Below are 25461 nucleotides of genomic sequence, written 5' to 3' on the forward strand. Positions count from 1 at the left end.
AGTCCTGCCGGGGACTGCGGCTTTGCTCTTTTACGGTGGGCGCGCAGCAGCGCAGCTCCGCCAGGGCGAGACGGCGCGGCACGATGCTGCCTTGTATTTTTTCAGGTGTGGCTTAGGGTTTGGAAAGGTGCGGGCGCGCATTTGGGCCACCGTGAATGGCGTAAATGATCTGGGCCCGCTCACCAGAGGCGGTTGGTGTCGAGCAACACCGCCGCCTCGCGCATTTCAACTCAGCCCTCATCGAATGTCCACCCCTCGACGACGTTGCGACCGCTTGCGCGAATGCGCGGGTCTCGAATGGACCAGGGCGCGTCGTCGGCAATGCCGATCTAATATTGACCATCGTCGCGCTGGACGACGTCAAGATCAGCGACGGTCGGCGGCGACACGGTCTCGCAGAGGCGGTGGTTGGTCCTCGGCGTCGTCATATCTTCGATTTCTGTCCGTCGAGCGGGTTACGCTCTTTTCGGACGCGATAACCCCGTTTCTCTAAGCAATCAGGCCCACAAACCTTTCGGTTTGTTGCGAAGGTGCTGAACGAGTTGCCGCACTCAATGCAAATCTTGGAAATCATGCGGTCGCGACTTAGCGTGACTTCGATATCCTTCCCCTGATGCTTCCGAAATCGGTCAACTTGCTCAACGTATGATCGTCGGGAGTTGTACAGCGGATCGTCGTCCTCATCGGCCTCGGCGGCCTCCGGCCAATCGAACAGGTCCATGTCCGGTGCGGCGTCAGCAAGCTCCGCGCTCATCGGGGCGAGCAGCCGTTCGGCCTGCTCGACGAAGTGTTGTTGCATCTGCTCAATTTCATCACGCGCCTGTTCGATCGCCGCCGTATACGCATCATACGCCCGAGCAACCGCTTCGCGGTAAACGGCGTGCGCCGGTTCATGCACCCGTTCAAAGGCACGGTTGATCGCCTTGCGCTGTGCGTCGAGGGCCGCCATCTCATCGGCGTGCCACTGCTGCACCTCGGACGTCACGCGACGTAGTTCGTCCTCGACCTCGCGGACTGCATCTTGAACGTTGTCGTCAAGATCGGCATCGATATAGCGTTCGATCTCGGCCACCAGAATATCGTGCAGCACGCCGGGATGCAGCGCCTCCAATGCGTCCAGCTCGGTCGCGCCAGCGCCGAAACGAGCCTCAAAATTTGGTGCCCTGAGGTCGGAGGCTTTGATTGGCGTCCGAGGTAATCTGTATTCTATGCACTGCTCTGGCGTGAGGGCCAAAGGTTTGAGCTGGATATCCACAAGCCTCGCGATCGAAAATATTCCTATTTTCATCCGACCCAAATCAGGTCTAGAAACACCGCCGTCTCTTCCCTCAAGAGGGGCGTTGGCCATCGTCACGAACGTTGGGAAGGGATGCGATGGACGCGGCAGCGTCGGGTGCGCAGGCATGATCGCAGAGCGGTTCTTTGAACCGTGAGCGATCAGGGCGCGCCAGACGACGGCGCTGATGCGGACGGCAAAGCCGTGTGGTCCTGGCGTCCAGCATTTTTTTCGTTCGCGAACAACGGACAAAACGCAATAAAGCCAAAGGCTTCCGTGATATCGACTCACATAGAAGAAAGCCCGCCCGAATGAGGCGGGCCCCGATAGGCCCTAGACCGTTCACCCCCGAAAGCAGACGTCGAACGTTGACCTGCGCTCGATGGTTGCAGCCCATTAAAATTGAGCAACGGCTACCGCACCTCGGCGATGGTAGCCGGAAAGGCCGTGCAGCTTTGCAATGGGTGCCGCCGCACGGTTTGAGCCGATGATCAGAAGATCTTAGCCGCGCTCTGCAGCGTGATCCAGACGCCCCATGCCAGCGGGATGCCGACAAAAGCCCAGAACAGTGCGGCCTTCGCGTCGAGTCCGCCAAGCCCGATTTCAAACGAGCCGGAGGGGCCCGACACGCTCGCGCTTGCGGCGGCCGCCTGCATTTTCGCGACTTCCGTCTCGCGCATGTGCCACTTCGGGTTGACCGGCTTGATCAGGTAATTGCAGATCAAACCTGCGATCAACATCGCGCACAGAATATACATCGTGGTGTTGTAGAGCTGGTCGGGCTTGACGCCGGCCGCCAGCTGGAATTCGCGGATATAGTTCACCACGACCGGGCCGATAATGCCCGCCGTCGACCATGCGGTCAGCAGACGGCCGTGGATTGCACCGACGAACTGGGTACCGAACATGTCGGCAAGATACGCCGGAACGGTCGCAAATCCACCGCCATACATCGACAGGATGATGCCGAGGCCGAGGACGAACAGCAGCTTCGAACCCATCGCCGCGAACGTCGGCACGAGCGCATAGAGAACAATACCCAGGATGAAGAAAGTGTAATAGGTGTTCTTGCGGCCGATCTTGTCGGACAAGGACGCCCAGAAGAAGCGGCCGCCGATGTTAAACAGCGACAGCAGACCGGTGAAGCCGGCCGCGATACCTGCGATCGTCGTTTTCTGGGCGGCGGTCAGTTGATCGAAACCGACATCCGGCAATCCGATCAGTTTGCCTGCGAAGATTTCCTGAAGCATCGGCGAAGCCATGCCGATCACGCCAATACCCGCCGAAACGTTCAGGCAGAGCACCCACCAGATCAGCCAGAACTGGGGAGTCTTGTGCGCGTCCTTGAGGTGCACGTTATACTGCGAGATCATCGTGTTGGTCTTGGCCGGCGGCGTCCATCCTTCCGGACACCAACCCGATGGCGGCAAACGATAGCGAAAGGCTCCGATTAACATGAACACGAAATAGATGACGCCCATCGCAACGAAGGTCTCCCAGATGCCGACCGAGGTCGGCGTCTTGAAATAGTTCGTCAGAAGGTTCGCCAGCGGAGCTCCGATCATGGCGCCGCCGCCGAAGCCCATGATGGCCATGCCGGTCGCCATGCCGCGGCGATCGGGAAACCATTTCACCAGCGTCGACACCGGCGAGATGTACCCGATGCCGAGACCGATGCCGCCGATGACGCCCGAGCCCAGCCACAACAGCCAAAGCTGGTGCGCGTAGACGCCGATCGCCCCAAGGAAGAGGCCGCCGCACCAGCACAAGGCGGAGACGAACCCGGCCTTGCGCGGTCCAACCCGCTCCAGCCAGCCGCCCCACACCGCTGCGGCGATGCCGAGTAGTACGAAGAACAGCGTGTACATCCAGCCGAGGCTCGCAACCCTCCAATCACAGGTCGTCGTGAACAATTCCTGTACGAGCGACATGTCGGGACAGGCCTTCGGTGCCGTCAGTCCAAGCGCTCGCGACAGCGGCAGCCAGAACACGCTGAAGCCGTAAGCCATGCCGATGCAGAGATGAACACACAGCGCCGCCGGCGGGACCAGCCAGCGATTGAAGCCCGCTCTCGCAATCGTGCGTTCCTTGTCGAGAATGCCACCTCCGGCGCGAGGTAAGGCTCCAACACTACTGATCGTCGTCATCGAGATTGTTCCACTGTAGATTCCAAGTACCGGGCAGGTCTGCCGCCCACGATCCCCGCATTCAATTCATCGCGACGCGAGCTTGATTGCAGCCAGGCACCTTCTCGAGATGCGCAGAATCGCTAAGCGCATTCGACAGACCCGCAACGGATGTGCCCGTATGTGTGCAGGCTGCGGACGCCTGGTCCTGCGAGTTCGCAGCGGGCGCCGCGAGGCACGACAGAACTCCGCAATTGCTTGCGGAGAAATCGATCGGTACTAAAATTCAATGTGTGTCGATACGATGGCGAATTGCTTTGGGGTCGGGAGGAATGACGCTCCTCTTTCTGATGTCATCGCCCCGAGCGGCGCTGGCTGCAGGATTCCGTCTGCTTTATCCGGAGCCGTTCAAGTCGCAATTGGACACGGTTGGAAGGTTGATGAGAAATCAATGCCGCCGGCGAATGCAAGCAGGGTTGGCTCGTTCGACGATCATGACCGGTCACATGCTCGCCGCCGAACTGATCGCGCGGTTCAAGATGGAATATGTCAAAGCTGTCGATTTGCCTCTGAGAGGCGAAGCATCGGACGGGCTGCAGCTCGCCCGATGCTCCGATACTCATTCAAGCTCGAGAGACCGATACCGGCCGTTTTCGTCAATCGCCGTTCCCCAGATCTTGTGCGACGCCTGGTGTTCGGCACGGCTGAAATTGAGGGAAGTGCCGAGACCCAGATCGAGATTGTGCATATTCTCAAGAACGTCGATCAGGCGTTCAGTATCGAGCTGCGGACCCGTCCGTTTGAGTGCCTGGATCAGGACGTTGGCGGCAATATACCCTTCGAGCGACACATAATCCGGCGCCTCGCCGGGAAAATACTTGGCGAGCGCATTTTTGTATTCGAGGACAGCGCTAGAATAGCCGCCAACCGCAGGTACCACCTGCGTGACGATGACGCCATTAGCGAAGCGCGGCCCAAGCAGCATCAGTTCATCGGCAAGTGCGGTGCTGCCAACGAACGAGACGTTGGTGTAAATCATTGCAGGAAAAAGGTATCGCGTCTTCTCGATGAACTTGGCGGCGGCCCGGTACGTTCCAACCATGACCACGGCTTTGATCGCGCCCTTCTGCGCCTTTAACTGATTGACCGCCTCGTCGACGTCCACCGTATTCCGCTTGTAGTTGAGCCGAAGAATGGAGGCGTCGTTCAGGCCGAGCGAACGAAACGCCTTTGAGACGCCCGTAAATCCGGCATCACCATAGGAATCCTGCTGAGCGAATACGGCGATTTGCCGGGGCTGCAGGCGGCGCAGCTTTATCAAATAGCGGACGGCCGCGTCAGTCTCCTCCGCATAGCCCGCGCGATAGTTGAACACATAGCGATCGGGAGGATCGTTGCGCAGAACATTCGCACCCGTGAACGCGCCGAAGAACAATGCCCGCCGCTCGAGCGTGTAGGGTACCGCGACGGCCGCGGTTGGCGTTCCTACATTTCCTATGAAGCCGAAGACCTGATCCTTCTCGTAGAGCTGCTTCATGGCGTCCACAGTCCGCGTCGGCTCATAACCGTCGTCCGCCGAGATCAGCCGGAGCGCCCGGCCCTCCACGCCGCCGGCGTCGTTGGCTTGATTGAAAGCGGTATCAATCCCGAGTTTCATTTGCCGCCCGAGCTCCTTCGCCGGACCGGAAAACGGTGCCACCATCCCGAACCGGATTTCGGTCGCGGTCACGCCGCGCGCGGTGGAGGCGAGAGCCGCTCGCGGCAGGGAGGCGGCGGGCGCCGTCGCGGCAGCGGCTGGCGCGGGCCCGATCACGCCGATCAGTGATGCCGACTTCCCGGCAAGCGACTGTTCGAGATCGGCAAGCTGGCGCTCCGCCGTTCTGCAATTGGTCCGGCCTGCCGTCAGAGCATTACGGCCATCTGCGACACTACGATCGAACAGCCGCGAAAGATCGTCGCGCTCGGCCTCGTTGGACGCGTTCGCCTTGATCACCGCCTGGAACTTGTCGACGATGAACTGGATCCGGGGGCGCGCGACGTCCGGGCACGCCAGCGCCGAACCAACGATCGGTCCGATGCGGCCCGCCAGGTCGCGCACGAGATTCAAATTGTCGGCAGGCGCGGCGCACGCCGCGGCCGTGAACAGAGCGCCAAGTGCCGCCGCTACCCAAACTAGTCGCGAGCTCCGCACAATACCGACGTTGGACCCGATATCGGGCATCGTTGCTGTGTCCGCATGTGCCATTTCAATCATTGCGATGTCTCGGCGGAACGGGTTTTTTGGCGCCATTGCATGAATTGCTGAAGAAGCTCTTCGGACTGCTCGGGCGTGACGGTTTGGCCGGGGCTTTGCTGTGGCCGCACGGTTTTTATCGACTGCACGGCCGCTGCAAAGGACGCCGCAATGCTCGACTCCTGGGGAGTCTGAATCCACAGGACATAGAACAGCGCCGCGACCGCCGAAACGCCGACCGCCGCGGCCACAAACAACATCTTACGCCCATTCCGATCGCGCCTCGGCGTCGAAGGCTCGTCCATGACCTCAGGCTCGAGCGGCCGACGCAACGATTGGTAGACCGCATTCTCAAGCGCGATGTCGGCTGAAGTGCGCCGCTGAGCGGGGGCGTTGTCTGGTTCGAAGTGCAGTTCGTTAAAAGCGGGCGACCTTGGCATTTCGCGCAATCGGCGGGGTGCATAGTAAAGTGGATCGTGCGGGGTAGTTCGGTCTTGCTCGCTCAAAACGCTCATACGCTACTCCTGTGATGCTCTGCTGTTGTGCATTGCTGTTCTCGGCGCCCTCGAAAAAGTTGAAAGAGGGCGGCGACGGAAATCTTCGAACCGCAACCATCGATCGGAAGAATTTGAATCAAGATGTCGGATGCTGGTCCAACATCGCGGGATGCCATACGCATCTGACCGCGAAAAATTCCAAACTTCACCGCCCCACCGATCCCCGTTGCCTCAATTTCGACATCCACCCGCTTGCCCCAGCGGATGGATATTCCGCGCAAATGCTGCGGAACTTCACTCGGAAGTGATGGAGTTAGCGCGTCATTAGTAAGTTCGAATCGAGGCGGAACGGAGTAAAGATTTTGTCGGCCGACGACGGTATTTCAGACTTTAGGGGATGGCATCGGGCTCCGACATCCCGGGTTCCGCTCCCCACTCGTAATCTGGTGGAGGTGGCGCAGATCGATCCCATATCATCGCCGGAGAAGCCTGGATTTGTCGAACGTAGGGCCTCACCGCCACGTTCAAGGCAATATTCCAAAAGATGTTATCGGATTGCGAATGGGTGCGGCGGCGACGTCCAGCTGCATTCAGCCACCTGATGGTCGAAATGGGTCAAATGCGGCGGTCCAGGCGCAAGACTCGTCAGGTGTGCCTGTCGGAAATCAAATCCGGACATATTCGTGATGCAATCCGCCGATGACCGGGCGGCAAAGAATACGCCCTGCCCTCTTTTCGGTGCGCGATAGGGGCGCATCCTTCTCCAAGGCCAAGTGAGTGCGCGTCTCATTATACAACACGACTACGGAACGCCCGTTGTGTGTACCGAAACCCTAAACCCGGACGTAGTGATGATGAAGTCCGCCCAAGATTGGGCGACAAAGAATGTGTCCAGCGCGATCGACGGCGCGCGAGACCGGTGCATCTTTCTCCAGGGATAGATGCGTGCGGGTCGCATTGTACAACGCGGCTTGATAACACCCACGGGACCGGTTTTCGCGAACTGTTGTACCGGTGGCATCCGTGGTTCGGTCTGGCGGTTTTCGTTCATCAAACAATCGGCAAGTCGGGCGACGAGGTCTTTCGCTGTACGCTGAGCGGCCCCGATGGGGTTCGCTGGCTTGAGGTGCCGGCTTGGATGTTCGATCGGGCGGCTTGTGCGGATGCCTCGGTTGTTGCCATCGTGCCTCATGTCGATTCATCAGCGCTGTCCGTGTTGGCGGGCCTTCTGGCGGGTGTATTGAAGGCGCGCGCCGCATCATCGAATGCCCTGCTTTCCGGCACATGCAGGATCTCTCGCGATCAGAATCGGGGAGAGGCTCATGTCAAGCAAGACAATGGCGCGCCGGCCGCCAGCACAGCGAGGCTGGATGGATCGGCGGCGCAAAGCGCCGCAAATGGACCTGTTCGCAAGCGGCCAGTCCAGCGGCGTCATCGGAGCGCCGGCATGGCTGCAGTTGCCGACGGAGGTGCAACGCACGCTGACCAGGCTGATAGCGCAGCTGATCCTGGAGCATGCGGACAAGAGCAAGTCGGCCGCAATGACGGAGGTCGGTCATGATCTCTGACAAGATCCGCCCCTATCATCTGGAGCGCAAAGCGCTGCTCTATGTGCGGCAGTCATCGGCCCATCAAGTGCTGCACAACCGGGAGAGCAGTGCTCTGCAATACGCCATGCGGGATCGGCTGATGGCGCTTGGCTGGTCTCAGATCGAGGTGATCGACGACGATCTCGGCCGCTCGGCGGCGGGCTCCGTTCAGCGCGCCGGCTTCGAGCGGATGGTCGCGGAGGTGTGTCTCGGTAAGGTAGGCGCCGTCTGCGCGCGCGAAGTCTCCCGCTTTGCCCGCAACAGCCGCGACTGGCAACAACTGATCGAGATGTGCCGCGTGGTCGATACGGTGCTGGTCGATCAGGAGACCGTCTATGCGCCGCGCCACGGCAACGACCGGCTGCTGCTCGGATTGAAGGGCAGCCTGAACGAGTACGAGCTTGACCTGTTGCGCCAGCGTTCGCTCTCGGCGCGCTACGAGAAGGCGCGCCGCGGCGAACTGGTGGTCGCAACGCCGGTCGGCTTCGTGAAGGTCGGCGATCGCTACGAGAAGGATCCGGACCGCCGCGTGCAGGAAGCGATCACCCTGGTCTTCGACAAGGTCATGGAGCTTGGCAGCGCCCGCCAGGCCTTGCTCTGGTTCCACGAGCATGATCTCGATCTGCCGGTGAAGCAGAACAATGGCGATGTGACCTGGCGGCGGCCGAACTACACAACCGTCTACCGGATGATCGAGAACCCCATCTACGGCGGCGCCTATGCTTATGGTAAGACTGCGGTTGCGGTAGGCTATGGAGCCAATGGTACCGGCGTGAAGATCCGCCGCAAAGCGCGCAGCGACTGGCTGGCGCTGATGCCAAATGCCCATGAGGGCTACGTCAGTTGGGAGAAGGCGGAGGCGATCCGGACCATGGTCAGCACCAACGCTCCCACCAACCGTCATCATGGCGCCCCCAAACATGGCGACGCTCTGCTGGCCGGCATAATCCGATGCCGCCGCTGCGGGCGCAAACTGACGCTTCGATATACGGGCACAAAGCATGACATTCTGCGCTACAGTTGCAGCCGCGCATGGATGGACAATGGCGAACCGTTCTGCATCGCCTTTGGCGGCCTGAGCGTCGACGACGCTATCGCGGAGGCGCTGCTCGGCGTTGTGGGCCCCGGCGCCATCACGGCCGCTGTCGCCGCCGAGAAGCAAGCCGGCCAACGGCGCGATCAGGTGCGCGAGGCTCTTCTGCGCGATCTTGAAGCGGCGCGCTATGCAGCCGATCGCGCCTTGCGTCAGTACGACGCTGCTGATCCCGCCAACAGGCTGGTGGCTGGCGAACTGGAAACACGCTGGAACAAGGCGCTGGCGCACGTCGCGCAGGTTGAGGGCAAGATCGCAGTCCATGGCGCGGCCATGCCCACGCCAGTCATCGATCCGGCAGCGCTTACCACGCTCGGGGCGGACCTCAAGACCGTCTGGGCGGCGCCAACGACGGACGCGCGCCTGAAAAAGCGTATCGTACGCACCCTCATCCGGGAGGTGGTCGCCGACATCGATCAGGAGGCCAGCGAGATCGCGCTGATCGTCCACTGGATCGGTGGCGTGCACAGCCAGATGCGCCTGCCAAAGCGACGGCGCGGCCAGCGCAACAGCGCCTCAGCCGATCTGATCACGGCTGTGCGCCAGCTGGTGCTGATCGCCAATGACGATCTCATCGCCGGCATCCTCAACAGGAATGGCCTTGTCACCGGCAACGGCAACCGCTGGACACGGGAGCGCGTCACATCGCTACGCTCGCATCACCGCATTCCGGTGTTCAAACCCGCAGCTGACGGGATCGAGCCGTGGCTCAATCTCAGCAAGGCCGCGCAGCTTCTCAAGATCGCGCCCAAAACCCTGAGACTGGCGGTGGAAGCTGGCGAGATGACTGCCATCCATCCCTTATCCGACGGCCCTTGGATCTTCGCCCGGGTCGATCTCTCGACATCAACCGCGCAGGCAATCACTGAACGCGCGCGTCAGAACCCAAAATACTCCACGGGATCGAATCCGGATCAGCAAAACCTCTTCCCTTCAACCACATAGACAGATGGGTGTTATGATGCAGGATTGTAGTAATCGGCATAGTCTCGCAGAATCCGGCGCAGATGTGCCTCCCGGTGAAGGTCCCACGGGCCTTTTCTTTTCCCCGTTTTCTGTCACCCTCTGTCCTTCAGTGTCTGGTATCGATGGAGACGCGACGTGGCGACTGGTGTTGTTATGTGGTTTAACGCGACGAAGGGCTACGGATTCATCCAGCCCGACAGCGGTGGCAAGGATGTGTTCGTCCACATCTCGGCGGTGGAGAAGGCCGGTTTCAGCAACCTCGCTGAGGGTGCCAAGATCAGTTACGAGGAAGTCCCCAACAAGGGCAAAACGTCGGCTGAAAATCTGAGGCTTGGCTGAGAGCGCCCGGGTTTCATTTCACCACCCGCAATCCGTGCCCGCTTTCCAGCCGGTCCATAGCCGCTGCAAAATCCTGCCGATCAAGTATGGTGATCAATTGCGCGATCGCTTCGTCGGCGTCGATCTTTCCCGGCTCCAGATGCTCAGCGATGATCACGCCGGATTGACGCAGCGCCGTGATGATCAATTCTTGGTCGGTCATTGGCCCCTCTTCAGCTTCCGTTTCCCCCACTTCGTATCCTTGCGCGACGGATTATTAAACACCCGCTCGACGTGCCTATTGCGCACCCTCAGCATGCTGATGCGCGCATGCATGATCGGCCCTCGATTCTCTGCCGCCATAAGCAGCGCTTCAATTGCTGTCTGCGGCACGCGCAGCTACCGGCCGTCTGTGCACATGATCAAGCTGACCGAAACGCGGGAGATCACGCCCTACGTATGGGTTCATCCGGATGATGAGCGATAGGTGCAGTTCATCTCCCGCGGGCAGTCACTGTTTTCAAACCGCAGAAGCCGCTGCGGTCTCGTGTGCTTCAGCAGGCGTTGCGGCCTTAGGCGAACGCTCCGACACCTGAGTTCCCATAGGTAATTGCAGCACGGTCGCTCGCTGCCCCTCACAGAGCAGCGTCACCAGCACGTTGCTTCCATCTGGAAATTCGATCGCATCATGGTGACGATGCGGAACATCCGGCTCTATCGCGCCGAATTTTCCCACCCGGAAATTGATGACTTTCGTCCAAATCCATCGGTTGTCGTATTTGACATCTTCGGCGAACGCCAGTTCGGTCCCGGGAAGCATGCAGACCGCCACAGCGGGCTCACTTTCTGATGCGAAGCCACGCGTCGAAGTCCCGCGGAAGGTCGTGGTGATCAGCGTCTCTCCAACTTTGGCGGGGCGCGTCGCTACAGCGTGCAAACTATAGTCACACATTAGATTTGCTCCTCTTTCGAGATAGCGCACCCACACCCGCGATGGCGCAGGCGTCTATCAGTGTGTCCATTTTTTAGAACCGTAACGCGGCATCATACACCGCGCCACGACGATATGCATTGACGCTTTCACGAAAAATCGTGGAACCAATGGCGGGCGTCCGATCCGACCCGCTGCCGTTCGCGGGCGTTGATAAGTCGGGTGGCGACTCGTTGGCTCTCAGAAAAATCCGGGGCTGAGATCCAGGCCGTAGGTAAGTAAAAGCAGAGTAACCAGCAGACCGGCGCCGTAGAACACGGCGAACTGCTTAACAATATCGACTTCGTTTGAGGCTGTGAGAATTGCGCGCGACAGCGCTCGTGCAACAGCAGTCATTTGCGACCTCCAATGCTCAGCCCAAGGATTGGTCTCGCCAACAGAGATTAAGCCGGCCAACCGAGGCGGCCCTTACTTCTTGTTCGACGGGTCGCGCGCTTCCGAATCGACGGCACGCGCCTCGTATTCGTCAGCAAGAGCTTTTAGCCGGCGCTCAATCTCTTCGTCGCCAGCCGGACCAGCCAGACGGCGGCACGTTTCAGCTTGTTCGCGCAGTTTCGCCATGGGCCTTACGCCGGCGCGTGAAGCCCAGGGCGATGACAGCCATTCTTTGATACGGGAAGCCGTTCTAACTGCCTGGCCTTCTTAATCAGGGCGTCACGCTCTGGTCCGGGCCTCAGCTTTTGGGCTTCTTCTTTCAGGCCTAGAGCTTCTTGCTCCAAGCGCTCTTTGAAAGAATTGATGTGTGTTACGGTGCGGCTCATGTCGCATTCCCCGTATCAGTGGGGCGGGAGCGCAACACTCTCTGTCACCGGTAATGCCCAGGAGGCGGAGCGGTGATGGTGCAAGCATACGCCGCAGGGATCTCAAACGCGAGTTAATTCGCGCGCCCGCTGGTTCACCTGCCTAGGCTCCAGGGCAGCCAAAAAGCCGGGCGCTGGTCGAAATAGGCCAACCGGGATCTCAAAATTGAGGCCACTCCTAATTTGAAACGAGGGCGGAACGAACCTCATCGTTGGAACGTGGTCCACCACTGCACAACGGGTGTTATCCGTTTTGTTGCGCAGTGGTTACTTCCTCATCAATGACGGCCTCCAGCCGTTTCATCTCGCTCGCCAGCAAGGTCCAACTCCGCGAAATACCCATGTGCGCGGTCGCGCGTTGGATGGAAATATCCGCTGCTATTCCGAGGACTTTGTGTTCGTTTGAATAGGTTCTGCATTGGTCTGAGGTGACCATGGCGGCTCCGCTTCTACAGGCGGGAGCGCGATACTCTCTGCCACCGCTGCGAAGGAGTGGCCGGTGATGAGACTATTCCCATCGCCCGCCGGTTTGCTGTCCTGCCGGATATGAAGAAAAGTGAGACGCGTGAGAATTCATGGTCGTTTTACGATCTGGGATTTGGCGACCGTATCGCCTTATTACTCGATTGGTGCAAACGCAGCGGTGATGACACCTTTATCGAGATAGCAATCGAGCTCACCACTAATCCCTCTCGGCGCTTTGATCCGTGGAGTGATGGACAAAAGCTCGTCTCGTTGATGACTGAACTGGAAGAAAGCGCGGAGTATGGCTCTTTGAGGGGCGCTGATAAGCTTCGCGCAGCGATCGAGGACAAGCTTGTCGCCATGTTAGACGGCTACATCTTCCCTGACGACCTCGACAATATATTAGACTCAATAGAGGGGAACGAGCATGCGATCGGCGCTCGCGTCGTAGAAGCCGTCAACGACGCCATGCGCTTTCAGTTTGAACGTGTTCCCGCGTCGAGCACGTAGCGTGTATAAGCCAGCATCTCGACCGCCGGAGGGGTTTGTTCAAGATCGCTGGGCGACAGGCCCCAGCCGGCGCAGAGCTTCACATGCAGGTTCATCTCGATGTCGAGGATGGCCGAGAGGCCGGCCGCCGCTTCGCGCATGTCAGCGAGCTTGGGCGACTTGTAGACGGAGAGCGCGTAGGCGCGGGCAAACTCGGTGAGGAACAGGTAGTCCTGAACGAGGTAGTGACGAAACGCCGCTTCGGCGAGCGAACCGTCTGCCAACCCGTTCGTGAAGGGATGCTCGGTGTAGGCCCGCCACTCGGCGGATGCATCTGCCTTTAGACGCTCGAAGAAACTCATGATCTTTCGCTGGGTTTGCGTCTCAATGAGTGGCTTTGGCTCGCTACCAATAGCACGTCGCAAACCGGATGGACCTTGACCTTGTCCGCTTCAATCGCCCGCGCCGGGATTTGGTGAGAAGTATTGGAGCTTGTCCGGCTTCCCCTCCCACTCCTTAGAGTCGGGCGGGAGCGCCTTTTTGATCGTAATATTCGGCCAGATCTTCGCGTATTCCGCATTCAGCGACAGCCATTTCTCAAGCCCCGGCTCGGTGTCAGGCTTGATCGCGTCGACCGGGCATTCCGGCACGCAGACCCCGCAATCGATGCATTCGTCCGGGTGGATGACGAGCATGTTCTCGCCCTCGTAGAAGCAGTCCACGGGGCACACGTCGACGCAGTCCATGATCTTGCAGCGAATACAGCTCTCGTTGACGACGAAGGTCAATTGAGCGTCCTTTCAGCAGATCGCAGTGGTGAACTCATTCATGGTGACCGTCCGTCCTCGCGGTGCTCGTTCATTGGTTCAAAATAGACGCACAGAAGACCTGCGTCCTCTGGCTGAATCGGAACACCGAGGAGCAGGCATTCAGCGGCCGAGGCGCCCGTGCCCGGCGGGTTGCCGCACATCTCTCGGCCGAAATGCGTGCAGTCCGGGCAAACACCGATCCGCCGATGCGCACCACTCGTAGCTAGAGTGGACAGCACTTGGTGCAGGGCGCGACGGATCGCAGTTCGCTCCGGCGCGTCGAGCGAATCCACCGCGCGCACCAGAACTTCGAACGGATCGCGTGCAAGCGCTTTTTTGCCCTTGCTCGTCAGCAGCAGACTTACGCTTCGCCCATCCGTCTTGAATGGCTTTCGGACCAGGTACCCACCCGCTTCAAGCGCCTTAATGGCTTGTGTGGCGGTGCCGCGGGTTGTCGCTTGAAATTCCGCGAATGCCGACGGGGTCCGCGAGAACGGGTTGGCACGCGCGAAGAAGCGGAGCGCCATCCATTGGGCCGGACTGAGTTCGCCGTCATAGCCCTCAGCTTGTACGAGTCGTCCCACCTGCAGCAGGAGCTCTGCCGTTTCGCGCGCTGACATGATTGCCTCTTTGAAAACATAATAGCGTTTCGAAATCAACTTGACAACAGGTTTGGATGCAGATAATTCTGTTTCGAAACTAGTTGGAGGGCTTGATCATGGCCCGCAACGCGGCGCTGCCGATCCTTACGGCGGAACCCGGCCTCACCCATTATCTTGAGGAAATCCGGCGGTTCCCGATGTTGGAGCGCCAGGAAGAATACATGCTAGCCAAGCGCTGGCGCGAGCACGGCGATCGCGACGCGGCGCACAAGCTCGTCACCAGCCATCTGCGGCTCGTGACCAAGATCGCCAGGGACTATCGCGGCTACGGCCTGCCGATCTCCGAGGCGATCTCCGAGGGCAATGTCGGCCTGATGCAGGCGGTCGAGCGCTTCGAGCCGGAGAAGGGCTTCCGGTTCGCCACCTACGCCGTGTGGTGGATCAAGGCGGCGATCCAGCAATACATCCTGCGCTCGGGGTCGCTGGTGAAGATGGGCACCACGGCCAACCAGAAGAAGGTGTTCTTCAACCTGCGCAAGGCCCAGAGCACAATCTCCATCCTCGACGATGGCGATATGCGGCCGGACCAGGTGAAGATCATCGCCCGGCGGATCGGCGTCACCGCAACGGACGTGATTTACATGAACCGGCGGCTCGGCGGCGACGCCTCGCTCAACGCCGCGATCCGCGAGGACGGCGAGTGGCAGGACTGGCTGGTGGACGAATCCCCGGACCAGGAGACGACGCTCGCCGCGCGCGAGGAGTTCGATAACCGCCGCAAGACGCTGTCCGATGCGCTCACCGTGCTCAACAAGCGCGAGCGGCGCATCTTCGAGACGCGCCGGCTCGCCGAGGAACAGATCACGCTCGTGGAGCTGGCCGAGGAATTCGGCGTCTCGCGCGAGCGCGTGCGCCAGATCGAGGTGAGCGCCTTCGAGAAGGTGCAGAACGCATTGAAGCACCGCGTCGCGAGCCCGTGCGCCCTACCGGCCAGCTTCATTGCGCCGTCGTAGATATGGGACCGTTTTGGCTCTTGAGAAGCGCCACTTTGGCGGGCCTTGGATTTTATCCATGAATTTCTTGGAACGTATGACCGCTAGGTCCGTTATCCCGGATAGTCCCAAAATTCGTCAGGAGCGCGGTCGGAGAAATCGAAACGATTGCCGAGCCGAAAGACAACCGGATCAGACGCCGCGCTTACGAGATCAGCGAGAGAGCCGGCCCAGATAGAAGCAAGATCACTGGGAGCAGGCGACATACCAGGTCGAGAACGAACTCGAGGCTGAACAGGATCTCATACAGGGCAACTCAATACAGTAACCGGTCGGACCGCCGATACGTGTGATGATGCGGATTTAGCCAAATGACAAACAAGAAACCGAAGCGCTCGAACCAAAGCAATGCCATCTCAAGGTGGGACGACGAAGGTGGCGCGCCCAGCGCTGGTGACCGATCGGTCAGAAACCGCTCCACCGGTATCGAGCAGCCCGTTAAGGACGCTGTGGCTCCGACCCACACCGAGGATTGCCAGTCGAATTCGGACGTCCCGGGAAAGAGCAGATTGGCAGTTCGGGCTGGCGTCCTGCGTAAGAAAGGGCGGTAGAGCAACAACGGAACGGCCAATGCTACAGATAAGGCCAATGGCGTTGAGACGGCGATGATGCCTGATGTTTTGATCAGGCTCCCGCTCGAAAACCTCCGCATGTATGGAAAGGGCAAGGAATGACAAACGTCACCCAGCCGCTCGTCACGCCGCCGCCGAAGGGAATCCTCGATCCGCGCACTGGCCGACCGATTGGTACCGACGATCCCTCGTTCTGGACCCTCAACGACGAGCTTGCGGACAAGGGCTTTCTCGTTACCGCGACCGACGAACTGATCACCTGGGCGCGCACCGGCTCGCTGATGTGGATGACGTTCGGACTTGCCTGCTGCGCGATCGAGATGATGCAGATGTCGATGCCGCGCTACGATGCCGAGCGTTTCGGCTTCGCCCCGCGCGCGTCGCCTCGTCAGTCCGACGTGATGATCGTGGCCGGCACGCTCTGCAATAAGATGGCACCTGCTTTACGCAAAGTCTACGACCAGATGCCGGAGCCGCGCTACGTGATCTCCATGGGCTCCTGCGCCAATGGCGGCGGTTATTATCATTATTCCTATTCGGTCGTGCGCGGTTGCGACCGCATCGTGCCGGTCGACATCTACGTTCCCGGCTGCCCGCCGACCGCGGAGGCGCTGCTCTACGGAGTCATGCTGTTGCAGAGGAAGATCCGCCGCAGCGGCACCATCGAGCGCTGATTGGCGCGGCCAGTGTGCCAGCGCCGGGCTCGGTTCGAAGCGTGCGAGGCTGCTTTAGGACCAACTCGGAGCTGCCATGATCGACGGTCTTCGACGGGGCGCCGCGTGCGACCGGATCTGCAGCGTCCGCGGCTTCGAAACGAAGGTCGAACGCAAACTCCTCGATGCACTTGCAAACCCGCGCAGCGTGAGAGACGGACTGGCCGTCCACACTTGATAGGCGCAGAATAGCGGCTAACCTCTCAGCCACATTAGTCCAAAAACTCGGTCGACTCACGAAAACCTAATTTAGACATGATCCGCTATGCGGCGAATGTAGGCTAAAACGAAGGAAGCGATTATGCTCCAGGCGGTATCGCGGCTCTTTTCGGAGCTTCCCCTATTTCTTTTGACCGCCGTCGCTACGCATTTGGTCATGTCATTTGCGCAGACATTGATGCATTACAAGCTCGGCCACCATCCAATCGGCGGTAAGTTCTTTCGTAGCCATATCAACTTCCATCACACCTACTATTCCAAAGATCATCTCGTCTCACGGACGTACCGCGGTGACGAAGGCAACAATACACCCTTCTTCTTCATTCCGGTGTTTCTGGTAGGAGCTTGTACATACCTCGTATTGCCCAATGATCTCTTCGTGGTTCAGGTAGTTGCATGTGCGGCGTCGTTCTACGCGCACGTCTTTTTCGACAAGGAATACCACGTAGAGGGATCGCGGCTTCAGCGGTTTGCATGGTTCAGAGGCAAACAGGAACTGCACTTCGTTCATCACCGGCACGCGAACTGCAATTTCGCGGTGATCCATTTCTTCTGGGATAGGATTCTCGGTACCTATAGAAGGCCGGATGCTCGGTTTCGTGCCAACAGCGGTCATTCCGCAACCGCGTAGATGAGTGCTGCCCTCACCGGGAAGCGAGGCGGCGCGTCGGGTGGAGCGGGCGCAAACGCCGCAAGCCATTTGAAGCGCCTCGCCTTTACGTTTTCGGTACACAGGCTTGACCTTGACGCCCGCGCGTCGCAGGTTTCGGGGCGCCGCGCGCGGCTCGCGCGCCCAACAGGCAGGATCGATCTTTCATGGCATTCGTGCAGTTCACGCAACCGGACGATCAGCCCATCGTCATCAACACGGATAGGATCGTGACCGCCACACCGCTGCCCGACGGACAAGGCACGCGCATCACCTTCAACAACGGTGGCCATCAGGACGTGAAGCAACTCATCGCTGACGTGCTGCGGCAGTTGAACATAAGCGCGTAGGCTCAGGACATCGCCGCCTGGGTGCGCACCATTCCGCCGATCAAGTGAGATCGTGCACTTTCTTGAGTGGTGCCCAATGTCGCAGATGAGTCATACTGCGACATTGCCCCGAGTCCGCGTCATGTCCGTTCATCCCCCAGGATGTGAATCGGCGCCATATAGTGACCCCTCCAATGTCATGTGGATCAAAGACTTATCGTGCCGATCGGCGTCAGGACCCCGCGCCGATTAACAGATTGAGCAAGTTACGCTGAAAGCAAGCTGTATCGAAGTGACGGCCAACATGTCGAATAACGCAGGCACCACCGACGTTAAAGCACTCGAAATCCCCTGGATGCCGAATGCCAAGCCTGACGTAACCGGCGTTGAACTTACCGAGACAGGTAAACCCGACCAAAAGCTGGTGCAGTCCGTCGTGCGCGCCTACGCATGGCTCCGTGAACTTTCGAACGGTACGCATGCCTCGATTGAAAGCCTTGCGACAACAGTCAAACTGAACCCGAAGGTGATCCGGCAAGCCCTTAGGCTGGCGTTTCTCGCTCCCGCAACCATGGATTCGATCCTGCAGGGCAATCAGCCCGCTCACCTATCATTGAAGAGCATCCCGTTCACGCTGCCCTTGTCGTGGGACCAGCAACAACAGGCATTGGGACTTACCCGCTGATGTTGCAACAAAGTTGAGATGTCTCTAGCTCTGCAAAGTTGAAATGTCACTCGGCGGCCTTGCTGGGAGCGTGAGCCGGCGCCGCGGAGACCACGATATCGGAGCGGCGCCGGGTCCTGCGGAAAGCTTTCGACTTCAATTTGGCGGCTTCAGCCTTTTGCAGGGCACGGTTCTTTAGGAGGCCCGGCTTTTCCCGGTTCGGTAACTCGTCAGGCTCATAACCTGGAGAGGCACAGGTTCAAAATCTCAGCCTTGCAGCTACGCCAACCATCTGATATTGCGCAATAAACAGCCAATCGGCGAGTCTCTGTCACAGCGATATCTTACCCCCGGCCTCAACTCTTAGTTGCTCAACGCAACTGGCAGGAATTAGATTGTCATGCGACACATCCGGTGGGGGAATCAGTGCTCGAAGAAGTTAAAATCGCCGGAGAAGCTAGTTATGGGGCCGAAGGCGAGACGCTTTCAGATCTCCGGCCGATCAACTTTGTTTTCGGATCAAACGGCTCTGCAAAGACCACAATCTCGCGCATCGTCGGAAACGTAGGCGCGTACCCCGCCTGCCAGGTCACGTGGCGTGGAGGACGTCCGATCGAATGCCTGGCATTCAACAGCGACTTCGCGCGAAAAAGCTACGCGACGCAGATGGCGGGAATTTTCACCCTTGGTGAGCAGCAGAATGATGTTTTGCAAAGGGTGGCAGAGCAAAAAGCCTCTGTGGGCGATTTGCAGCGAGACGTAACTCAGCTTGAGACAACACTCGGGCCGACAGACGGGAGCAGCGGCAAACGGGCTGCCGAATCGGATTTTCTAACCAATCAATGAGGATGCTATTTGCCCTCATAAATTGCGCGGTAACGATGCAATCAAAAAGATGCGGGGCCGAACGGGCCCCGCACGCAGCCTATATTGCCAGCTTGCCGATAGCGCTTATGCGGCGGTGTCGCCCCAGATTTTCATATGGCGTGTCTCCGGCATCAAGAACAGGCTGAGCACCAAGCATACCACCGGAACAGCGATCGGGTAGATCAGAGCGTAGGCGAGACTTCCCGTTGCCGTGTAGGCCGCCGTGGTGATGAACGGCACCAAGCCGCCGCCCCAGCCGTTGCCGATCATGTACGGCATGGACACCGCAGTGTAGCGGATGCGGCCGGGGAAGAATTCGGCCAGGAACGCGCCGATCGGCCCGTAGACCATGCCGACGTAGCAGACGAGGATCGCGACGATGAAGATCGCGATTGGATAGTTGATATGGCCTGGCTGCGTGACCGCCCCGAGCCAGGTGTACAGCGGATAGTACGTGACCGCCGCCAAGAAGAAGCCGCCCAAGATCACCGGCTTGCGGCCGATCTTGTCGGACAGCCAGCCGAACAAGACGAGCGACGGGGTGCCGATGACCAGGCCGATTCCCACGATCCAGGAGGTCGTCAACGTGTCCAACTTGGAAACCGTCTGCAGGTAGAACAGCGCCCAGAACTGGCTGCTGTACCAGACCACGCCCTCGCCTAATACGACAATGGTCGCGATCACCACGTACTTCAAATTGACGGGGTTGAGGAAGGCCTCGCGCCATGGATTCCTGCTGGTCTTCCCCTTGGCCTTGATCTCCGCGTAGACCGGCGACTCCTCGAAGTTGGCCCGCATGTAGAGGGTGACGAACACCAGCAGGAAGGAGAACAAGAACGGGATGCGCCAAGCCCAGTCATTGAATGCGGTCTCGCCGAAATAGCTGCGCGTAACGATGATCACGACGAGCGACAGCACAATCCCGAGTGTGGGCGAGGTCTGCAGCCAGCCGGTATAGTAACCGCGGTGTTCGTCCGACACGTGCTCGGCGACATAGGTGATGGCGCCGCCGTACGAGCCGCCCAGGCAAAGGCCCTGGAGCATTCGCAAACAGAACAGAATGATCGCGGCGCTCAAGCCGATCTGTTCGAAGGTCGGGATCAACCCGATCGCACCCGTACCCAGAGCCATGCCGACGAGCGTCAAGATGAACGTATATTTGCGGCCGACGCGGTCTCCCATCCAGCCGAACACAAACGCCCCCAACGGACGGACCAGGAACCCGGCGGTGAACAGCGCGATCGTGCTGAGCAGGGCGGCAATGGCGTTGCTCTTATCGAAGAATTTGACCGACAAGATCGTGGCCAAGCTCCCGAAAATATAAAAGTCATACCACTCGATGACGTTTCCCGCGGCCGCGGCAGTGATCACGGTCCGAAAGTTCTGCGGAACTCGGGCCGTTTGAGCTGTTTGTCCCATTGCCATTTGAGCCATGTGATTCTCCTCCTATTTCAGGGATTCATCACTTCGCGGCGGTCGCACTGGACCGCCGCATGGTGAAACGCTTCCTCGCCATTGAGCTTCGCATTTTGTTGAACTGAAGTCGGCCGTGCTGCTCACTGGTCGACTTAGTCGATGTTGGGTGAGCCATAGGCACAACCCCCCTGCGAAGTACAGCAAATGCCACCGGGTCTGGTCAGCGGTGGCTTATCGTGAGTTTCATGACTTCGAGAGCTTTTAGCGGGTATGTTTACCAGTCTATCCCGATAGCCTGTTTTGATCTAGTCGTCCGCTTCAATTAATTTGAACGGAGATGGGTTTTGTGATTCGATTCCGTCGCAACGCGGGCGACGGAGGCAATCATGGCTGCCAAGGAGATTTCGGTAAAGAAGTATGTTGTTCGGCTGAGCGGCGAGGAACGCGAACAGCTTGAAGCGCTGATACGGAAAGGCAAAAGCCCGGCGCAGCGGCTGCTGAAGGCGCGGATATTGTTGAAGGCCGATGTCTCGGAAGCCGGCGCAGGTTGGAGTGACAGCCGGATCATCAAGGCTTTGGACACCAGCGTTTCCATGGTTTACCGGGTGCGAAAGCAATTGGTGGAGGAAGGCTTCGAGGCTGTGTTGAGCCGCAAGCAGCGGGCGACACCGGGGGTTGCTCGGATTTTTGACGGCGAGAAGGAAGCCAAACTGATTGCCCTGGCTTGTTCCAAGCCGCCCAAGGGACGCGCGCGCTGGACCCTGCGGCTGTTGGAGAAAAAGGTCGTGGAACTGAAGATTGTCGATCGTGCCAGCGACTCAACGATCGGAAGGACGCTAAAAAAAACATTCTCCAGCCCCACCGCCGACAGTGCTGGGTCATTCCGCCGAAGGCCAATACCCGTTCGTAGCCGCCATGGAGGACGTGCTGGCCGTCTACATGCGACCGCGCGATCCTGATCGTCCGCTGGTGTGCCTGGACGAGACCTCAAAGCAACTGCTCGCCGAAACGCGCCTGCCGATCCCGATGAAACCGGGACGTCCGGCCCGTTGTGATTACGAGTACGAGCGCAATGGGACCGCCAACCTCTTCATGATGTTTGCGCCGCTCGAAGGCTGGCGCCACGTCAAAGTCACCGATCGTCATACCGCCGTGGACTACGCTCACGTCTTGAAAGACTTGGCCGATGTCCACTTCTCAAGCGCCAAGACCATTGTTCTGGTTCAGGACAATCTCAACATCCACAGCAAGGCGTCACTTTATGAAGCTTTCCCGGCTGCTGAAGCCAGGCGCCTGGTCGAGCGCTTCGAATGGCACTACACCCCAAAGCACGGCAGTTGGCTCGATCTGGCGGAATCCGAACTCGGCGTCCTGTCGTCCCAGTGCCTCGATCGCCGGATTCCCGACAAACAGACCCTCGTCGAGGAAATCGCTGCTTGGCAACACGACCGCAACGCCAACCACACCAAGGCCAATTGGCACTTCTCAACATCCAACGCACGTATCAAACTCAAGCACCTCTACCCCTCAATCTGAATGAATCGGGCGACTAGAGACGGGAGACCAAAATCGAACAGAGAGACCGCGACCACGCACAGAGACGGCAAAGGCCGGAATGAGAACGGCGAAATTGCCCGCAAAAGCGGGCTATTTCTAATCAAAGCCAGATTGCGTGGTTTGGGAAGACTGGATGGTGAGGGCTCGAACCTGGGACCCGATGATTAAGAGTCATCTGCTCTACCAACTGAGCTATGCGCCCGGAACCAGGTCCGGAAAGCCTCCGGAGATCGCCGAGGCGGCCGTGGTTCCAGCTCGCGATGAGTTCAAAGGCAAGGTCCCTGACCTCTATGTGTCGTTAAAACCCGGGCTCACCCCAAACGAGGGTATCCGCAAACGCGTGGAAGACTCCGTGATCCGCGAGATCGGGCCGATTGCCCGTCCGCGCCGTGTGGTGATCGTTCCCGATATGCCAAAGACTCGCTCCGGCAAGATCATGCGCCGCGTCCTCGGGGCGATTTCGAACAACGAGGATGCCGGCGACATCTCGACGTTGGCAAATCCTGAAGTCGTCGATGAGATCCGGAAGATCAAGGCCTAGGCCGAGGTCGTAGAATGTTGTCCTGAGAGAACGATCATTCGGAGCAGGGAGAAGCAATCAACTCCTGGAAAGATGGAGGACCGACAAAATTGTCGAACGCATCCGATCATTGTTAGCGAGGTTCTCGGAGAACGAAGAGACTGTGCGCCAGCTAGTGGCGACAGACGCCAGCTTTGACGCGCTATGTGACAAATACCGCGAGGTTATCGGGCGCCTCAATCGCCTCGAGCGCCTCGATGATCTCGAAGCGGAGGTCGGGCGGCTCAAGGAGCGGAGAGCTGGGCTGGAGGAAGAGCTGCTGATGCGCATCGAGGGATATCAGCCACAATAGCGCAAGTTCTGCGAGACACGGAGCGCGAAACAGCGGGGTCGACTTCCGCTTGTGGCCCTCCCGACGCTGAGCACTGAAGCCCTCTGCTGACTCACTGTGCAACTCCTCTACCAGAATCCTCTGGTCCTGATTGCATCAGGACGAACACTTGCGTACTTGAAAATGTGACCGACTCCCACGGACGTTGCCGCGGCGCGTAGAAACGTGCGTGGTGCGCCTCTAGGCAGAGCACGATCGTCGAAAGATAAGAGTCTGGTCGATCTCATTTTTGATTTTGATAAGTGCGTCAAGAATCAAGGGTCCGCACGACGCCTTATCTACTTCCTAAGTGTCGATACGGGGATCTGAATCGTCGTCAGGGTTCCAGCGATATACGAAAAACCGATTGATGTGCATCGAACCATCGCGGCGGAAAAAACCGTCCCTCAATCGGGATCGAGCTCTTGGGCAAGCTAAATTGAACCATCGTGGTCTCCACCATCAAGGATGACAGCCATCAATAAATGCGAGCTCTTGGCTCGATATATTGAATCTCGTTGGTCAAAGTGTAGGCGTGGATCGGTCTGTAGTCTAAACGAACCTTCCCATCCGACCCTACCCATGCGAGGGTGTGTTTCATCCAGTTTCGATCGTCCCGATCGGGAAAATCTTCACGTGCGTGTGCTCCGCGGCTTTCGGAACGGGCGATTGCGGAATTCACCAAAGCCGTTGCCTGGAGAAGAAGATTTTCGAACTCCAAGGTTTCGACCAGGTCCGAATTCCAAATCATCGAACGGTCCGAAACGGCGATGTCGGAAAGACCGCTCCACACTTCGCCCAGTGCTTGCTTGCCTTCCTGCAAAATGGTTCCCGTCCGGAATACGGTAGCGAAGCTTTGCATGGCGCGCTGCATCTGCAGCCGGAGCACCGGGGTGGGCGTGCCACCCGTGGCGTTGCGCAGTCTGTCGAAACGAGCGAGCGTAGCTTGCCCCGCGTCAGAAGCCAGTTCGGGTTGCGGAGCTTTTGGGGTCAGTTTTTCGGCGCAGCGCAGCGCGGCGGCGCGGCCGAATACGACGATATCGAGGAGCGAGTTGCAGCCCAGCCGGTTCGCGCCATGCACCGAAACGCAGGCGGCCTCGCCGATGGCCATCAGGCCCTTGACGGTGGCGTCCGGATTGCCGTTGGAGGGCTGGATCGCTTCTCCGTGATAGTTGGCGGGGATGCCGCCCATGCAGTAGTGGGCTGTCGGCAGCACGGGAATCGGCTGCCGCGTCACGTCCACTCCAGAGAAGACGCGCGCCGATTCCGAAATGCCGGGCAGCCGCTCATGCAGCATCGCCGGATCCAAGTGGTCGAGATGAAGGTAGATGTGATCCTTCTTCGGACCCACCCCCCGCCCCTCGCGGATTTCGACCGTCATGGCGCGAGAGACGACGTCGCGTGACGCGAGATCCCGCGCGGAAGGCGCGTAGCGCTCCATGAAGCGCTCGCCCTCGGAGTTCACCAGGTAGCCGCCCTCTCCCCGCGCACCTTCCGTGATCAGACATCCTGCCCCATAGATCCCGGTCGGATGAAACTGCATGAACTCCATGTCCTGCAGCGGCAGCCCGGCGCGAAGGACGATCCCGCCTCCGTCGCCGGTGCAGGTGTGTGCCGAGGTACAAGAGAAGTAGATCCTGCCGTAACCTCCGGTGGCTAGGATGACGGTCTGCGCCCTGAAGCGATGCAGGGTTCCGTCCATCAGCGACCACGCGATGACGCCGCGGCACTCGTCATCCACCATGATGAGGTCGAGCACGAAATACTCGATGAAAAACTCAGCACCGACCCGTAGAGCTTGCCCATAGAGGGTGTGGATCAAAGCATGTCCCGTTCGATCCGCCGCCGCGCATGCACGGGGGACCGGGTTCTTGCCGAAGTCGCTCATATGCCCGCCGAACGGCCTCTGGTAGATCTTTCCGTCTTCGGTACGGGAGAAGGGCATCCCCGCATGCTCGAGTTCGATCACCGTGGGTGCGGCTTGCCGGCACATGTATTCGATCGCGTCCTGGTCGCCGAGCCAATCGGCCCCCTTGACCGTGTCGTACATATGCCATTGCCAACTGTCCTCGCCGAGGTTGCCGAGACTGGCGGCAATGCCCCCCTGGGCCGCGACCGTATGACTACGTGTCGGAAACACCTTTGTGATGCAGGCAGTCGTCAAGCCCGCTTCGACGGCGCCTTGGGTGGCGTGCAAACCGGCACCGCCGGCACCGACAACCACCACGTCAAACGTGTGGTCGATGAACGAGTATGCGCGTGTCGAACCCATGTTGTTC

General features: G+C 59.3%; 24 protein-coding genes, 1 tRNA gene and 3 pseudogenes. 13 read left to right on the forward strand and 15 right to left on the reverse strand.

The features are described 5' to 3' along the window. Window positions 1-424: 424 nt before the first annotated feature. The 4 genes from NL528_RS46580 to NL528_RS46595 form a co-directional block, all read right to left on the reverse strand. Entirely contained in the window at window positions 425-1528 is a 1104-nt protein-coding gene (locus NL528_RS46580; RefSeq protein WP_309185561.1) for a hypothetical protein, read from the reverse strand. A gap of 239 nt (window positions 1529-1767) precedes the next feature. Next, complete coding sequence (locus tag NL528_RS46585; RefSeq protein ID WP_309185562.1) at window positions 1768-3423, reverse strand: OFA family MFS transporter; 1656 nt, start codon at window positions 3421-3423, stop codon at window positions 1768-1770. Between the two features lie 598 nt (window positions 3424-4021). After that, the gene (locus NL528_RS46590; RefSeq protein ID WP_375144134.1) at window positions 4022-5623 is read right to left on the reverse strand and encodes an ABC transporter substrate-binding protein; all 1602 of its coding nucleotides are present in this window, start codon (window positions 5621-5623) and stop codon (window positions 4022-4024) included. A 29-nt stretch (window positions 5624-5652) separates the two neighbouring features. Further along, window positions 5653-6150, reverse strand: coding sequence for a hypothetical protein (locus NL528_RS46595; RefSeq protein WP_309185563.1), 498 nt, complete (start codon window positions 6148-6150; stop codon window positions 5653-5655). Between the two features lie 1304 nt (window positions 6151-7454). Between NL528_RS46595 and NL528_RS46600 the strand changes: the two genes are divergently transcribed. The 3 genes from NL528_RS46600 (at window position 7455) to NL528_RS46610 (ending at window position 10119) form a co-directional block, all read left to right on the forward strand. Continuing rightward, the gene (locus NL528_RS46600; RefSeq protein ID WP_309185564.1) at window positions 7455-7700 is read left to right on the forward strand and encodes a hypothetical protein; all 246 of its coding nucleotides are present in this window, start codon (window positions 7455-7457) and stop codon (window positions 7698-7700) included. Then, complete coding sequence (locus NL528_RS46605; protein WP_309185566.1) at window positions 7690-9759, forward strand: recombinase family protein; 2070 nt, start codon at window positions 7690-7692, stop codon at window positions 9757-9759. Before NL528_RS46600 ends, NL528_RS46605 begins: the two co-directional genes overlap by 11 nt. 156 nt (window positions 9760-9915) lie before the next feature. Next, entirely contained in the window at window positions 9916-10119 is a 204-nt protein-coding gene (locus NL528_RS46610) for a cold-shock protein (protein ID WP_309185567.1), read from the forward strand. Window positions 10120-10132: 13 nt separating this feature from the next. On the opposite strand, the gene NL528_RS46615 is transcribed toward NL528_RS46610, so the two are convergent. From NL528_RS46615 to NL528_RS46635, 5 genes are all read right to left on the reverse strand, one after another. After that, complete coding sequence (locus NL528_RS46615) at window positions 10133-10351, reverse strand: hypothetical protein (protein ID WP_309185568.1); 219 nt, start codon at window positions 10349-10351, stop codon at window positions 10133-10135. A gap of 267 nt (window positions 10352-10618) precedes the next feature. Beyond that, entirely contained in the window at window positions 10619-11050 is a 432-nt protein-coding gene (locus NL528_RS46620) for a hypothetical protein (protein WP_309185875.1), read from the reverse strand. A 219-nt stretch (window positions 11051-11269) separates the two neighbouring features. After that, complete coding sequence (locus NL528_RS46625) at window positions 11270-11425, reverse strand: hypothetical protein (RefSeq protein ID WP_309185569.1); 156 nt, start codon at window positions 11423-11425, stop codon at window positions 11270-11272. A 72-nt stretch (window positions 11426-11497) separates the two neighbouring features. Next, window positions 11498-11650: a hypothetical protein gene (locus NL528_RS46630; protein WP_309185571.1), complete on the reverse strand. Its 153-nt coding sequence runs from the start codon at window positions 11648-11650 to the stop codon at window positions 11498-11500. Between the two features lie 483 nt (window positions 11651-12133). Next, on the reverse strand, window positions 12134-12325 hold the full coding sequence (locus NL528_RS46635) for a hypothetical protein (RefSeq protein ID WP_309185572.1): 192 nt from the start codon (window positions 12323-12325) through the stop codon (window positions 12134-12136). 56 nt (window positions 12326-12381) lie between these two features. Between NL528_RS46635 and NL528_RS46640 the strand changes: the two genes are divergently transcribed. Beyond that, window positions 12382-12864, forward strand: coding sequence for a hypothetical protein (locus NL528_RS46640; RefSeq protein WP_309185573.1), 483 nt, complete (start codon window positions 12382-12384; stop codon window positions 12862-12864). Here NL528_RS46640 and NL528_RS46645 read toward each other — a convergent pair. The 3 genes and pseudogenes from NL528_RS46645 to NL528_RS46655 form a co-directional block, all read right to left on the reverse strand. Further along, a pseudogene (locus tag NL528_RS46645) lies at window positions 12834-13205 on the reverse strand (thiaminase II); the annotation flags it as partial. The gene NL528_RS46640 and the pseudogene NL528_RS46645 overlap by 31 nt on opposite strands. A gap of 90 nt (window positions 13206-13295) precedes the next feature. Beyond that, window positions 13296-13631: a ferredoxin FdxA gene (gene fdxA / locus NL528_RS46650; RefSeq protein WP_309185574.1), complete on the reverse strand. Its 336-nt coding sequence runs from the start codon at window positions 13629-13631 to the stop codon at window positions 13296-13298. A gap of 38 nt (window positions 13632-13669) precedes the next feature. Next, window positions 13670-14272 (reverse strand): MarR family transcriptional regulator, encoded by a 603-nt coding sequence (locus tag NL528_RS46655; protein ID WP_309185577.1) that lies wholly within the window; start codon window positions 14270-14272, stop codon window positions 13670-13672. 98 nt (window positions 14273-14370) lie between these two features. On the opposite strand from NL528_RS46655, the gene rpoH reads away from it, so the two are divergent. The 6 genes from rpoH to NL528_RS46685 all read left to right on the forward strand — a co-directional run bounded on the left by rpoH (window position 14371) and on the right by NL528_RS46685 (window position 19298). Further along, window positions 14371-15267 carry an RNA polymerase sigma factor RpoH gene (gene rpoH, locus NL528_RS46660; protein WP_309185579.1) on the forward strand — a complete coding sequence of 299 codons (897 nt, stop codon included), beginning with the start codon at window positions 14371-14373 and terminating at the stop codon, window positions 15265-15267. Window positions 15268-15976: 709 nt separating this feature from the next. Beyond that, the gene (locus tag NL528_RS46665; protein WP_309185580.1) at window positions 15977-16552 is read left to right on the forward strand and encodes an NADH-quinone oxidoreductase subunit B family protein; all 576 of its coding nucleotides are present in this window, start codon (window positions 15977-15979) and stop codon (window positions 16550-16552) included. A gap of 340 nt (window positions 16553-16892) precedes the next feature. Then, complete coding sequence (locus tag NL528_RS46670; RefSeq protein ID WP_309185581.1) at window positions 16893-17441, forward strand: sterol desaturase family protein; 549 nt, start codon at window positions 16893-16895, stop codon at window positions 17439-17441. Between the two features lie 185 nt (window positions 17442-17626). Beyond that, window positions 17627-17809 (forward strand): hypothetical protein, encoded by a 183-nt coding sequence (locus NL528_RS46675; RefSeq protein ID WP_057855957.1) that lies wholly within the window; start codon window positions 17627-17629, stop codon window positions 17807-17809. Window positions 17810-18092: 283 nt separating this feature from the next. Further along, window positions 18093-18473 (forward strand): hypothetical protein, encoded by a 381-nt coding sequence (locus tag NL528_RS46680; protein WP_309185583.1) that lies wholly within the window; start codon window positions 18093-18095, stop codon window positions 18471-18473. Window positions 18474-18878: 405 nt separating this feature from the next. Further along, a complete protein-coding gene (locus NL528_RS46685; protein ID WP_309185584.1) occupies window positions 18879-19298 on the forward strand; it encodes an AAA family ATPase in 420 nt (139 codons plus the stop codon). Window positions 19299-19403: 105 nt separating this feature from the next. On the opposite strand, the gene NL528_RS46690 is transcribed toward NL528_RS46685, so the two are convergent. After that, window positions 19404-20753: an MFS transporter gene (locus NL528_RS46690; protein ID WP_309185585.1), complete on the reverse strand. Its 1350-nt coding sequence runs from the start codon at window positions 20751-20753 to the stop codon at window positions 19404-19406. 368 nt (window positions 20754-21121) lie between these two features. Here NL528_RS46690 and NL528_RS46695 point away from each other — a divergent pair. Beyond that, window positions 21122-22271, forward strand: a pseudogene (locus tag NL528_RS46695) (IS630 family transposase). 155 nt (window positions 22272-22426) lie between these two features. Here the strand turns inward: NL528_RS46695 and NL528_RS46700 are convergent. Next, window positions 22427-22486, reverse strand: a tRNA-Lys gene (locus NL528_RS46700). Window positions 22487-22515: 29 nt separating this feature from the next. Between NL528_RS46700 and NL528_RS46705 the strand changes: the two are divergent. Together NL528_RS46705 and NL528_RS46710 are read left to right on the forward strand one after the other, a co-directional pair. Next, window positions 22516-22833: pseudogene (locus NL528_RS46705) on the forward strand (acetyl-coenzyme A synthetase); the annotation flags it as partial. 142 nt (window positions 22834-22975) lie between these two features. Beyond that, complete coding sequence (locus tag NL528_RS46710; RefSeq protein ID WP_309185586.1) at window positions 22976-23164, forward strand: hypothetical protein; 189 nt, start codon at window positions 22976-22978, stop codon at window positions 23162-23164. A gap of 496 nt (window positions 23165-23660) precedes the next feature. Here NL528_RS46710 and sdhA read toward each other — a convergent pair whose 3' ends face one another. After that, the gene (gene sdhA / locus NL528_RS46720; protein ID WP_309185587.1) at window positions 23661-25454 is read right to left on the reverse strand and encodes a succinate dehydrogenase flavoprotein subunit; all 1794 of its coding nucleotides are present in this window, start codon (window positions 25452-25454) and stop codon (window positions 23661-23663) included. Between the last annotated feature and the right edge of the window lie 7 nt (window positions 25455-25461).

It is taken from the genome of Bradyrhizobium sp. Ash2021, assembly GCF_031202265.1.
In the GTDB taxonomy this organism is placed as follows: Bacteria; Pseudomonadota; Alphaproteobacteria; order Rhizobiales; family Xanthobacteraceae; genus Bradyrhizobium.

Excerpts from the sequence above, each read along its gene's own strand:
- NL528_RS46585 (WP_309185562.1), bottom strand. The coding sequence starts at position 3,423 with ATGACGACGATCAGTAGTGTTGGAGCCTTACCTCGCGCCGGAGGTGGC.
- NL528_RS46590 (WP_375144134.1), bottom strand. The coding sequence starts at position 5,623 with ATGCCCGATATCGGGTCCAACGTCGGTATTGTGCGGAGCTCGCGACTA.
- NL528_RS46595 (WP_309185563.1), bottom strand. The coding sequence starts at position 6,150 with ATGAGCGTTTTGAGCGAGCAAGACCGAACTACCCCGCACGATCCACTT.
- NL528_RS46600 (WP_309185564.1), top strand. The coding sequence starts at position 7,455 with ATGTCAAGCAAGACAATGGCGCGCCGGCCGCCAGCACAGCGAGGCTGG.
- NL528_RS46605 (WP_309185566.1), top strand. The coding sequence starts at position 7,690 with ATGATCTCTGACAAGATCCGCCCCTATCATCTGGAGCGCAAAGCGCTG.
- NL528_RS46620 (WP_309185875.1), bottom strand. The coding sequence starts at position 11,050 with ATGTGTGACTATAGTTTGCACGCTGTAGCGACGCGCCCCGCCAAAGTT.
- NL528_RS46625 (WP_309185569.1), bottom strand. The coding sequence starts at position 11,425 with ATGACTGCTGTTGCACGAGCGCTGTCGCGCGCAATTCTCACAGCCTCA.
- NL528_RS46630 (WP_309185571.1), bottom strand. The coding sequence starts at position 11,650 with ATGGCGAAACTGCGCGAACAAGCTGAAACGTGCCGCCGTCTGGCTGGT.
- NL528_RS46635 (WP_309185572.1), bottom strand. The coding sequence starts at position 12,325 with ATGGTCACCTCAGACCAATGCAGAACCTATTCAAACGAACACAAAGTC.
- NL528_RS46655 (WP_309185577.1), bottom strand. The coding sequence starts at position 14,272 with ATGTCAGCGCGCGAAACGGCAGAGCTCCTGCTGCAGGTGGGACGACTC.
- rpoH (WP_309185579.1), top strand. The coding sequence starts at position 14,371 with ATGGCCCGCAACGCGGCGCTGCCGATCCTTACGGCGGAACCCGGCCTC.
- NL528_RS46665 (WP_309185580.1), top strand. The coding sequence starts at position 15,977 with ATGACAAACGTCACCCAGCCGCTCGTCACGCCGCCGCCGAAGGGAATC.
- NL528_RS46670 (WP_309185581.1), top strand. The coding sequence starts at position 16,893 with ATGCTCCAGGCGGTATCGCGGCTCTTTTCGGAGCTTCCCCTATTTCTT.
- NL528_RS46675 (WP_057855957.1), top strand. The coding sequence starts at position 17,627 with ATGGCATTCGTGCAGTTCACGCAACCGGACGATCAGCCCATCGTCATC.
- NL528_RS46680 (WP_309185583.1), top strand. The coding sequence starts at position 18,093 with ATGTCGAATAACGCAGGCACCACCGACGTTAAAGCACTCGAAATCCCC.
- NL528_RS46690 (WP_309185585.1), bottom strand. The coding sequence starts at position 20,753 with ATGGCTCAAATGGCAATGGGACAAACAGCTCAAACGGCCCGAGTTCCG.
- sdhA (WP_309185587.1), bottom strand. The coding sequence starts at position 25,454 with ATGGGTTCGACACGCGCATACTCGTTCATCGACCACACGTTTGACGTG.